Origin of the sequence: Planktotalea sp., from assembly GCF_018607995.1 — a bacterium.
Classification (GTDB): Bacteria; Pseudomonadota; Alphaproteobacteria; order Rhodobacterales; family Rhodobacteraceae; genus Planktotalea.
This window is the reverse complement of sequence record NZ_JABBAL010000035.1, coordinates 1-9,851: the sequence shown is the minus strand read 5'-3', so window position 1 is coordinate 9,851 and position 9,851 is coordinate 1. Positions and strand designations below refer to the sequence as shown.

Below are 9,851 nucleotides of genomic sequence, written 5' to 3'. Positions count from 1 at the left end.
GCTGCGGCTTGTCTGAAATCACACAACGCGGACTAAGCGGACTAATGCAGCTGCGGCTATTGCTAACGCAGCATCAGCTCGCTGCTGCAGTGAAGACTTTAGGGGGCAAAGCATTGTTCACTGAAGCGGCCATTCAATCTGGTCAGCTGGTCCATACTCGAAACTTACTTTTCGCCACACCTCACTAAAACTGACGCGCTACGATCAAAGATGCCTTCAAGATGCTGTGAACGATTGACAGCTTTGGGCTACGTACGCGAGGCTTTCTAAGGAAGCATCAGGTAGCACTTTTAGCTTCCTCAATCGGATGATGAAGATTGAATAGCTTGGGAAAGCGCTGCGAATACCTCATTGATAGCTCTTTTTTTAACCTCGTTCTGGCGGTGGATAAGACCCAATGTTCGGTATGGCGCTCCCGCTCCCAATCCGATGCGTCTCACAGCCACCGCATCGATCGGCTTTACGGCAAGATCCGGCACGATTGAGACACCGAGACCAGCATGCACCATCGAAGCGATAGCCTCTGGGCTGTCCAATTCCATCGCTTCAGAAACTTGAATACGCTTTGACGAAAGCCAATTGTCGATAAGCGTGCCGACGACGGTGTTTCGATCATACCTGATAAAGGGCCGTGATCGCAAAAGCTTAAGAGGGTCTAGTTCCGTTTCGTCCATCGAAGTGATGAGCTGCATAGGTTCTTTCGCCAATTCTCTGAATGTAAGGCCGCTTGGCACCAGGTTTGGTTTGATAACGATTGCGGCGTCTAAGACCGCGCGCTCAATATCAACAAACAAAGCCCCTGTGAGGCCGGGGCGAATACGCAGCCTTAATTCGGGGAACTTTGATTTTAAGATGGACATCGCTTTGGGTGTAAGCCCCGTAAGCGTTGTGCGGATTGCGCCTAGCGTGATGTTGCGATCCAGACCACCGTCGCCCAACGCTATGGGAACTAAATTATCATATTCTTCAACAAGGTTTCGCGCCTTGAGCACGATCTTATGGCCGTCTGGGGTCAGTTCTGGCGTTCGGGTGCTGCGATCAAACAGGGCGATTGCCAAGTCGGATTCCAGTGACTGCATTTGTTGGCTGATCGCGGCATGTGTCACATGAACAACATCCGCCGCAGCGCTAAACGTTTTCTTGTCCGCAATTGCAATAAGCGTCCGAAGGCGACGAATGGTCATAAACAATCTTTCTTTTCGAGGTGGCGATTGCCGCGAGGATCAATTCTGAAGGGGATGTTTAGCAGCAGGATCGATCATCATACTTGTATCAACCCACAACATTTTGTGAAAGAAAAATTTAATAAGTGTTAAGAATTATTGAGTGTATGTGCAGTCGGATTTAATGTTAGGGGTTTGAAAAATTGGGGTGTTCAGGAATTTTGACGTCTTCATCTAATTCGTGCCCATAGGAGCCTTGAATGAACGAATTTAGCGGCATGCTGTTACAAGCTAACTTGATTGGCGGTAAATGGAGCGCGGCAGACACTGGGGCGACCATAGCAGTGTCAAACCCCGCGACAGGCGCGGAGCTTGGCCAGGTACCAAACTGCGGCACAGCAGAAACCAATCGCGCGATTGCAGCTGCGACTGCGGCATTTGCAGATTGGTCCCGTAGCAACCTGTCATTCCGCGTGGGCCTTTTGCACAAATTGCATGAGGCATTGATGGATCATCAGGAACCTTTGGCGCAGCTACTGACGGCGGAACAAGGGAAACCTTTGGCTGAAGCGCGTGGGGAAATCGCTATCGGCGCTGCCTATGTGCGTTGGTTTGCTGAAGAAGTCCGGCGGGCCAAAGGCGAGATTGTACCTGCGCCTACCGCTGATCGTCGCTTGATGGTCACGCGCCATCCCGTTGGTGTCGTTGGCGCGATTACCCCATGGAATTTCCCGTCCTCGATGTTGGCGCGAAAACTGGCACCCGCGCTGGCCGCAGGCTGCACGATTGTTGCAAAACCAGCGACCGCCACGCCCTATTCCGGGTTGGCGTGGGGCAAGTTATGTCAGGATGTTGGCTTTCCTTATGGCGTAGTGAATATAGTCACAGGGTCCGCGCGCGAAATCGGCGGCGCGATTATGGCCAGCCCGGATGTGCGCAAAGTCACCTTCACCGGCTCAACGGACGTCGGTAAAGTGCTGATCCGTCAATCTGCTGACACGGTTAAAAAGGTCTCGATGGAATTGGGCGGCAACGCTCCATTCATCGTCTTTGATGATGCTGACATTGATGCGGCTATCGAGGGCGCGATGATCGCCAAGTATCGCAATATGGGTCAGACCTGTGCGTGCACCAACCGTTTCTACGTGCAGGCAGGCATTCACGACGCCTTCGTAGCGCGTCTGAAAGAAGCGACGGAAGTGATGCTCGTCGGTGATGGAGCTGATGATGGTGTGGTGCAGGGGCCGATGATCGATATGGCAGGTGTCGAGAAAGTTGAAGAGATGATCGCTGATGCGACTGCTAAAGGCGGCAAGGTCATATCTGGTGGCAAGCGCCACGCGAAAGGCGGTACGTTTTTTGAACCGACAGTGATCACGGGTGCAACGGCAGACATGCAGTTTGCCACCGAAGAAATCTTTGGCCCGCTATCTGCGGTGTTTAAGTTTGATACCGAAGAAGAGGTGATTGCAGCAGCGAACGCGACTGAGTTTGGCCTTGCGGCCTATGCCTATACCAAATCGCTCGGGCGCACGTTCCGTTTGAATGATGCTTTGCAATACGGCCTGATCGGCATCAACTCCGGCTTGATTACAACGGTAGAGGCACCGTTTGGCGGCCTCAAAGAAAGCGGCATGGGCAAAGAGGGCGGCAGCCAGGGTTTGGAAGACTACCTGTCTGTAAAATACATGTGCGTCGCCGGTTTAGACGACTAGCCCCCTCATAAAACAAAGGAAGAAACGATGCGCGCAGCTGTCGTCAGAGAGTTTAACGAAGACCTGTCTATCGAGACGGTTGAGGATCCCAAATGCCCAGACAATGGAGTGGTGCTAAAGGTTGCCGCCTGTGGTGTGTGCCGATCTGACTTCCACGGTTGGGTTGGGGGGCATCCCAAGGTCATCAACGGCTCCATCATGGGGCACGAATATTGCGGCACGGTGGTCGAGGCCGGGGCGCAGGCGAAACACAAAGTCGGCGATAAACTGATCGCGCCTTTCATCCTTGGCTGTGGCGATTGTCCGGCTTGTCAGGTTGGCGCTTCTAACACTTGCGAAAGCGCTGTTGTTCCCGGTTTTGGCGCACCTGGCGCTTATGCCGAATTTGTCGCCGTTCCGTTTGATCACAACCTTGTCCACCTGCCTGAAACCATGTCGCCAGCCCTCGCTGCTGGCCTTGGGTGCCGCGTCACAACAGCATGGCACGCTTTGACAGACCGCGCCAACGTGCGTGCTGGCGAATGGGTCGCCGTCCATGGCACCGGCGGAATTGGTCTGTCCGCGTTGCTCTTAGCAAAAATGCTGGGCGCGCAAGTTGTTGTTGTTGATGTAGTGCAGGAAAAACTGGATCAAGCCCTGAGCCTTGGCGCGGACGCCGCTGTGAACGCGTCAACACTAGACGTACCCGCCACAATCATCGAGATCACAGGCGGCGGTGCGCAGGTGTCCTTAGAAGCACTGGGAATTTCGCAAACCACTAATGCCTCTGTGGAATGCCTCGCCACGTTGGGCCGTCATGTGCACGTTGGAATGCCAGCTGGTGATGGCCGCATGGAAGTCAACATGCGCGCGATCTATTCCAAACAACTGGCTTTTTATGGCACACGCGGCATGCCATCGTGGAAATATCCTTCTTTGCTCAGCATGATTGAGCGCGGTCAAGTCGATCTAACACCGATGCTTGATCGCGTGGTTCCGCTCTCTGGTGCAAGCGCAGAATTGCGCGCGATGAAGGGCCCAACCCGCCCTGGAACAGCGGTAATCACGGATTTCTCCAAATGACGAACGACGTGCTGAAAGTCACGATTGAGCGCAGCGCGGATGTGCCGGATGTCTTTGAGGTGCCTGCCTTTGAAAGCCAAACCGTTCTAGACGTAGTCTCCTGGATCCAACAAAACGCGGATCCAACGCTCAGCTATCGTTTTGCCTGCCGCGTTGGCATGTGCGGATCTTGCGCGATGATGGTGAACGGCGTGCCGCGTTGGACCTGCCGCACCCATATCAACAAAGTTCTCGACGGCAATGAGATCACGATTGGACCATTGCGCAATCTGCCTGTGATCAAAGACCTAGCGGTCGACATGGATCCGTTCTTTGACAAATGGGTCTCAGCGGAAGGCGTACATCACGGCACACTTACCCGCGTCGATCCGATTGCACCCGTGGACGAAGACAGCGCCGCGCGCGTTGAAGCGAATGCAGGGATCGAGTGTATCAATTGCTCCGTCTGCTACGCAGCGTGCGATACGGTTACGGGCAATCCTGAATACCTTGGTCCCGCCGCTTTGCAACGCGCTTGGACCTTGTTGAACGATGCCAAAGACGAGGGGCGCGTAGCGATTTTGGACGCGGTTTCGGGCAGCGGTGGCTGTCATAACTGTCATTCCATGGGGTCTTGTACTGCTTATTGCCCCAACGATCTTGATCCGATGTCAGCGATTGCGGGGCTGAAACGCGAGACCGCAAAATCCTTTTTCAAGCGGGGGCGCTAAGATGTTGAACTTACGTCTTTACATGCTGCAACGTATCACGGCCATTTTGATGGCTCCCTTAGTGCTTGGGCACCTCGCCGTGATGATCTACGCGATCCAAGGCGGACTTTCAGCCGCTGAAGTTCTGAGCCGCACGCAAGGTTCATTCCTTTGGCTCCTTTTCTACGGCACATTCGCCGTCGCCGTTGCGATCCATGGCGCGATTGGCCTGCGCGCGATTGTTCATGAATGGGGTGGTCTCAAAGGCGTTGCTTTAGATGTGTTCATGTGGGTCGTCGGCTTCAGCTTATTCACATTAGGAGCACGCGCCGTTTGGGCAGTAACCTTTGCAAAGGGGCTTGGCGCATGAAAGCAGCATCTGGCATCACATCGCGCGCGCACCCCTTATGGCTCGCGTATATCTTACATCGCCTCTCCGGCCTCGCCTTGGCATTGTTCCTTCCGTTACATTTATGGGTGCTCGCCCTCGCCATGACAGATCCTGAGCGACTTGATGGATTTCTGAATCTGACCGAAGCGGGCGCTGTGAAGCTCGCGGAATTTGGCCTCGTCTTCCTGCTGGCGGTGCATATGTTCGGGGGCCTGCGGCTAATGGCGATGGAATGGTTGCCATGGTCAACTTCGCAGAAAACTCTTGCGGCGAGTGCAGCAGCCATTTCTTTCCTCATCTCCCTACTCTTTTTCCTGAAAGCGATCTGAAATGCGGCTCTCTGACATCGAACGCCACGACACGGATATCTTGATCCTCGGCACAGGAGGAGCAGGCCTTTTCGCCGCGCTTCACGCGCAGCAAAGCGCCCCTAAGGGAACTAAGATCACCATTGCTGTTAAAGGCTTGATCGGCAAATGCGGTTGCACGCGTATGGTTCAAGGTGGCTACAACGTCGCCCTTGGCGGTGGCGACACTGTCGAGCGGCACTTCATGGACACCATTCAGGGTGGCAAATGGCTGCCCAACCAAGACATGGCTTGGCGTTTGTGCGAGCAAGCGGTTGTGCGTATTCGAGAGTTGGAGAACGAGGTTGGCTGCTTCTTTGATCGCAATTCTGACGGCTCGCTGCATCAAAAGGCCTTCGCGGGTCAGACAGCAGATCGCACTGTGCATAAGGGCGATTTGACAGGCATCGAGATTATCAATCGCCTGATGGAAAAGGTCCTCGCCAGCGGTGTTGAGAAACTGCAAGAGCATCGCGCCGTTGGTTTGATCCCGACAAAAGACGGTTCTGCGCTTGCGGGTGTATTGATGATCGACATGCGGACTGGCGGCTTCAAACTGGTACGTAGCAAGACGGTTTTGATGAGCACCGGCGGTGGTCCGACAATGTACAAATACCACACGCCTAGCGGTGATAAGACGATGGACGGCCTCGCCATGGCGCTGCGTGCTGGTCTCAAACTCCGCGATATGGAAATGGTGCAATTCCACCCCACCGGTCTGCTTGCAGGGGATCACACGCGCATGACAGGCACTGTGTTGGAAGAAGGTTTGCGCGGCTCGGGCGGGCAGCTCATAAATCACAATGATCAACGCTTCATGTTCGATTACGACGGCAAGGGCGAACGTGCCACCCGCGACGTGGTCAGCCGCGGCATCTATGCGGAGATGCGCAAGAACAACAATCCAGAGCAAGAAGGCGTGTTCATTTCGATGAGCCACCTTGGCCCTGAGTTTGTGCGCAAGAAGTTCAAAGGCATGGTCAATCGCTGCGCCGATAGCGGCTTTGATTTGGCCGCTGGTAAGGTCGAAGTCGTTCCAACTGCGCATTATTTCATGGGCGGTGTCGTGGTCGACGTGGACACGCGCACCGCGATGGAAGGGCTGTATGTCGCCGGAGAAGATGCAGGCGGCGCGCATGGATCCAACCGTTTGGGCGGCAATGGCGTGGCCAACTCCACTGTATATGGTGGGATTGCTGGCGACACGATGGGCGCAGATGTGGGCAAGATGCACCTACGTGAACCTGACGAAAATGTCCTCGCGGCTGAGTTTGCGCGCGCGATTTACCCGCTGTCAAAAAAGCCTGATCTGGTACTGCCATTGCGCAAGAAATTGCAGGATTTGATGTGGGAAGAGGTCGGCGTAATGCGTACCGAAGCAGGCATGAAACGTGGCTTAACGGGCATCGCAAACGTATCAGACGCGCTCATGGATGTAGGCGTGGACGACAGCAATCTGGCGTTCAATCTGACATGGCACGATTGGCTCAACCTGCGCTCGCTCTGCGATATTTCCGAAGTCATTACCAAAGCAGGCATCACCCGCAAAAACTCGAGAGGGGCGCATTTCCGTGAGGATTTCCCAGAGCCGGGCACAATGGAAAGCAGCGAATTTACCGTAGCTCAACAAATTGGCAGCGAAGTGACAGTCACCCGCGAACCCGTTCAATTCAGCATCGTGCGGCCAGGCGAGACGATCTTGCCCAAGGACGCACCCGAAACTTTGGTGGCAGCGCAATGATCCCTATCAATCTCATCCAATCCACCGCCGAAACCCTCATGGATAAGGCCGCGATTGAAATCCCGCAGGATTATCTCGATGGCTTGCAAGAAGCGTCACGGACCGAGGATGGTGATCTGTCCTCCTTTGTTCTCAAAGCAATGCTGGAGAATTACGAGGCCGCCAAAGAAGACCGCCGCGCCATGTGTGGCGATACGGGCGTGCCGCGCTGGTTTGTGAAAATGGGAAATGAGGCACGGGTAGAGGGTGGCATGATCGCGCTCGAAGCAGCGCTGCGCCGCGCAACGGCGAGTGCAACCAATGGTGTGCCGCTGCGGCCCAACCGCGTGCATCCACTTTGGCGCACGGATCACAACAATAACGTCGGCATCGGCGCGCCAGAGATTGAATATGGGTTCGAACCGGAAGGTGAATGGGTCGATTTGATCACCGTACATAAAGGGGGACTGTTCGGATCTGATTACCGCATGCTGTTCCCCTCTGATGGTGTGCAAGGGATCAAACGCTTCTATCTTGATAGCCTCTTGGCATTCGGCAAACGCGGTCTCGCCTGTCAGCCTGCGATCATCGGGATTGGCTTGGGTGGCAGCAAAGATATTTGCATGAACCTTGGCAAACGTGCCTCGACCCTGCGCATTGTCGGATCGCAAAACTCTGATCCTGAGATTGCCAAGATGGAGGCGGAGTTCAAAGAATTGGGCAACTCCATCGGAATGGGGGCCATGGGTTTTGTGGGCAAGAACATGGTGATCGATTGCAACATCGAAGTGGGCTACTGCCACACAGGTGGCATGCCGATGTCTGTGCATGCGTTCTGTCTTAGCTCTCGTCGCGCGGTGGCGCGTATTCATGCGGATGGGAGGGTGGAACATCGAACTGACCCTGATTGGTTCACACCCTATCAGCGCCGCGAAACAATCGATTGGGAACCCGTGCGAGAGGCTGCAGAATGAGCATCCGCGAAGTCCGCCTTTCCACAACCCCTTCACAAGAGGCAATCAATGACTTGCGCCTTGGCGATATCGTTTACCTCGATGGCCTCATGTATACGGCGCGAGAAGGCGTCTACATGCGTGCGCTCGAAGACAAGGCCAACATTCCCATGGAACTGCCGTCCCAATCCGCCGCTAATTTCCATTGCTCACCGGCTGCACGGATTAATGAGGATGGCACCTTTGACATGGGTGCGGTCACTGCGACGGCCTCATTCAGATTTGCCAAGTGGCTGCCAGAATGGATGGCAAAGACCGGTGCGAAATTGATTGTTGGCAAGGGCGGTATGACATCCAAGGATTACAAAGAGTATTTTGTGCCTAACTGTGCAATCTACCTCTCGACCGTTGGGTACGGTACAGGTGCCTTGCTCGGGCGCGGCGTGGAAAGTGTCGAAGCAGTTCACTGGAACGAAGAACTGGGCATCGCGCAAGCCATGTGGGTCTTGAAGTGCAATAAAATGGGGCCTTTTATCGTGGCGTCCGATATGAACGGGGACTGCTTGTTTGAGCGCGAGAACGCCAAGATCGCTGAGAACGTTGCGCGGGTTTATGAAGGCACCAAGCCCGCGACTTTGAAACGCTATGGCGAAAGCGATGATCGCACGGATGAGGTGATCTGACCCATGCCCGAGGAAGAGCCCAAGGTAGACGTGCACGTGCCATCAAGCGAGGACGACCTCCTTCCAATCTTAGTGATTGAAGAACTGGTAAAGTCGGACAGGCCTATATCAGTGGACAATGTCAGTAAGAAATTGGGCATCGGGGAAACAACTCTAACGGGACACTTCAATGCTTTGGCCGAAGAGGGTTACATTGAAGTTTATGGATCATCCACGACATTTGTCGTGAGCAAACGGTTGGCAACACTCGCAACTGACGTTCTAACCAAATAGCTCAGCATTTGTCGTAGAGTCGTCGGTGCCTAACTTCCAAGCACCATTCTTCAAGAAAGAGCCATTGTCCGTCATCATACAGCGGGGCTATTATGCGGTTGGCAAGGCGTTGGGGAGTGACGTTGTCCCCGCAGCTTGCGCTGACGACCTGAAACGCAAAAGGCCGCCCTAGGTAGGTGCGGCCTTCGCGTGTCACATGCGGCGTTGCTTAGTTGAATTTCCAACCAATACGCAGAGAGATCACGGTGATGTCGTGTGTGTACTCAACGACATGTCCGGTGCCGACGGTTGGCGTTCCCGTCAGCTCAAGGTTAGACACCTCAAAACCAGCAAACATCCTGTCGGTGACCATATAATCAACACCCAGTCCATACGTCCCGCCGGCGACGTCGTATCCAGTGCCGGTGGTTACAAACGTAAGGTCGGACGTACCATAGCCGAGGAAACCATAAACTAGCGCGTCGCCCATCGCGTAACCCACACGAGCACGCAATTCGGTTCTGGTGCCCAATTCATCGTGATTACCGGCGTATTGGGCTAACGAGCCCGCGGTGACGTTCAGCTCTCCACCATAAACAAGGTTGCTGCGCTGCCAGTTGTTACCACAAAAGCCGCCAATCGCGGTGTCGTCGACGTAGTCGTAAGTGCCGGAATAGACGGAAGATTCCGTCCCGCCACCGGAAGAATAGGACAAGCCACAATAGCTACCGGACCAGTCGGTCGAGGTTGAGGTTGGGGGCGTAATAACCGGATCTGCGATTGCCGTATCAATGTTGCCAGCGATTGCGCCGCTTGAAAGCATCGCAACAATGGACGCCGAGATAAGTGTCTGTTTCATAGTGCTCTCCAAGCAAA

General features: G+C 54.5%; 12 protein-coding genes. 10 read left to right on the top strand and 2 right to left on the bottom strand.

The window, feature by feature from the left end; genetic code table 11:
- A partial coding sequence (locus QZ280_RS14885) for a hypothetical protein (protein ID WP_293445636.1) occupies positions 1–188 on the top strand: 188 nt, incomplete at its 5' end.
- A 111-nt stretch (positions 189–299) separates the two neighbouring features.
- On the opposite strand, the gene QZ280_RS14880 is transcribed toward QZ280_RS14885, so the two are convergent.
- On the bottom strand, positions 300–1,184 hold the full coding sequence (locus QZ280_RS14880) for a LysR family transcriptional regulator (protein ID WP_293445633.1): 885 nt from the start codon (positions 1,182–1,184) through the stop codon (positions 300–302).
- A 239-nt stretch (positions 1,185–1,423) separates the two neighbouring features.
- Here QZ280_RS14880 and QZ280_RS14875 point away from each other — a divergent pair, with 239 nt between their 5' ends.
- Genes QZ280_RS14875 through QZ280_RS14835 form a run of 9 tightly spaced genes read left to right on the top strand, consistent with a single transcriptional unit; the run spans position 1,424 to position 8,996 of the window.
- The gene (locus QZ280_RS14875) at positions 1,424–2,878 is read left to right on the top strand and encodes an NAD-dependent succinate-semialdehyde dehydrogenase (RefSeq protein ID WP_293445630.1); all 1,455 of its coding nucleotides are present in this window, start codon (positions 1,424–1,426) and stop codon (positions 2,876–2,878) included.
- A 27-nt stretch (positions 2,879–2,905) separates the two neighbouring features.
- The gene (locus QZ280_RS14870; protein ID WP_293445627.1) at positions 2,906–3,940 is read left to right on the top strand and encodes a zinc-binding dehydrogenase; all 1,035 of its coding nucleotides are present in this window, start codon (positions 2,906–2,908) and stop codon (positions 3,938–3,940) included.
- Positions 3,937–4,650 (top strand): 2Fe-2S iron-sulfur cluster-binding protein, encoded by a 714-nt coding sequence (locus QZ280_RS14865; RefSeq protein WP_293445625.1) that lies wholly within the window; start codon positions 3,937–3,939, stop codon positions 4,648–4,650. The genes QZ280_RS14870 and QZ280_RS14865 overlap by 4 nt, the downstream gene beginning before the upstream one ends.
- 1 nt (position 4,651) lies before the next feature.
- Positions 4,652–4,999: a succinate dehydrogenase gene (locus tag QZ280_RS14860; RefSeq protein ID WP_293445623.1), complete on the top strand. Its 348-nt coding sequence runs from the start codon at positions 4,652–4,654 to the stop codon at positions 4,997–4,999.
- Complete coding sequence (gene sdhC, locus QZ280_RS14855; protein ID WP_293445621.1) at positions 4,996–5,349, top strand: succinate dehydrogenase, cytochrome b556 subunit; 354 nt, start codon at positions 4,996–4,998, stop codon at positions 5,347–5,349. Before QZ280_RS14860 ends, sdhC begins: the two co-directional genes overlap by 4 nt.
- A 1-nt stretch (position 5,350) precedes the next feature.
- Positions 5,351–7,108: an FAD-binding protein gene (locus tag QZ280_RS14850; RefSeq protein WP_293445619.1), complete on the top strand. Its 1,758-nt coding sequence runs from the start codon at positions 5,351–5,353 to the stop codon at positions 7,106–7,108.
- Complete coding sequence (locus tag QZ280_RS14845) at positions 7,105–8,061, top strand: fumarate hydratase (RefSeq protein WP_293445617.1); 957 nt, start codon at positions 7,105–7,107, stop codon at positions 8,059–8,061. The genes QZ280_RS14850 and QZ280_RS14845 overlap by 4 nt, the downstream gene beginning before the upstream one ends.
- Positions 8,058–8,723 carry a fumarate hydratase C-terminal domain-containing protein gene (locus tag QZ280_RS14840; protein WP_293445614.1) on the top strand — a complete coding sequence of 222 codons (666 nt, stop codon included), beginning with the start codon at positions 8,058–8,060 and terminating at the stop codon, positions 8,721–8,723. Before QZ280_RS14845 ends, QZ280_RS14840 begins: the two co-directional genes overlap by 4 nt.
- 3 nt (positions 8,724–8,726) lie before the next feature.
- Positions 8,727–8,996: a hypothetical protein gene (locus QZ280_RS14835; protein ID WP_293445611.1), complete on the top strand. Its 270-nt coding sequence runs from the start codon at positions 8,727–8,729 to the stop codon at positions 8,994–8,996.
- Positions 8,997–9,204: 208 nt separating this feature from the next.
- On the opposite strand, the gene QZ280_RS14830 is transcribed toward QZ280_RS14835, so the two are convergent.
- On the bottom strand, positions 9,205–9,834 hold the full coding sequence (locus QZ280_RS14830; protein ID WP_293445608.1) for an outer membrane beta-barrel protein: 630 nt from the start codon (positions 9,832–9,834) through the stop codon (positions 9,205–9,207).
- Between the last annotated feature and the right edge of the window lie 17 nt (positions 9,835–9,851).

What these genes read in the sequence shown, in the direction of transcription:
- sdhC (WP_293445621.1), top strand. Translation starts at nt 4,996, where the DNA reads ATGAAAGCAGCATCTGGCATCACATCGCGCGCGCACCCCTTATGGCTC.
- QZ280_RS14830 (WP_293445608.1), bottom strand. Translation starts at nt 9,834, where the DNA reads ATGAAACAGACACTTATCTCGGCGTCCATTGTTGCGATGCTTTCAAGC.
- QZ280_RS14875 (WP_293445630.1), top strand. Translation starts at nt 1,424, where the DNA reads ATGAACGAATTTAGCGGCATGCTGTTACAAGCTAACTTGATTGGCGGT.
- QZ280_RS14850 (WP_293445619.1), top strand. Translation starts at nt 5,351, where the DNA reads ATGCGGCTCTCTGACATCGAACGCCACGACACGGATATCTTGATCCTC.
- QZ280_RS14835 (WP_293445611.1), top strand. Translation starts at nt 8,727, where the DNA reads ATGCCCGAGGAAGAGCCCAAGGTAGACGTGCACGTGCCATCAAGCGAG.
- QZ280_RS14845 (WP_293445617.1), top strand. Translation starts at nt 7,105, where the DNA reads ATGATCCCTATCAATCTCATCCAATCCACCGCCGAAACCCTCATGGAT.
- QZ280_RS14870 (WP_293445627.1), top strand. Translation starts at nt 2,906, where the DNA reads ATGCGCGCAGCTGTCGTCAGAGAGTTTAACGAAGACCTGTCTATCGAG.
- QZ280_RS14880 (WP_293445633.1), bottom strand. Translation starts at nt 1,184, where the DNA reads ATGACCATTCGTCGCCTTCGGACGCTTATTGCAATTGCGGACAAGAAA.
- QZ280_RS14860 (WP_293445623.1), top strand. Translation starts at nt 4,652, where the DNA reads ATGTTGAACTTACGTCTTTACATGCTGCAACGTATCACGGCCATTTTG.
- QZ280_RS14865 (WP_293445625.1), top strand. Translation starts at nt 3,937, where the DNA reads ATGACGAACGACGTGCTGAAAGTCACGATTGAGCGCAGCGCGGATGTG.
- QZ280_RS14840 (WP_293445614.1), top strand. Translation starts at nt 8,058, where the DNA reads ATGAGCATCCGCGAAGTCCGCCTTTCCACAACCCCTTCACAAGAGGCA.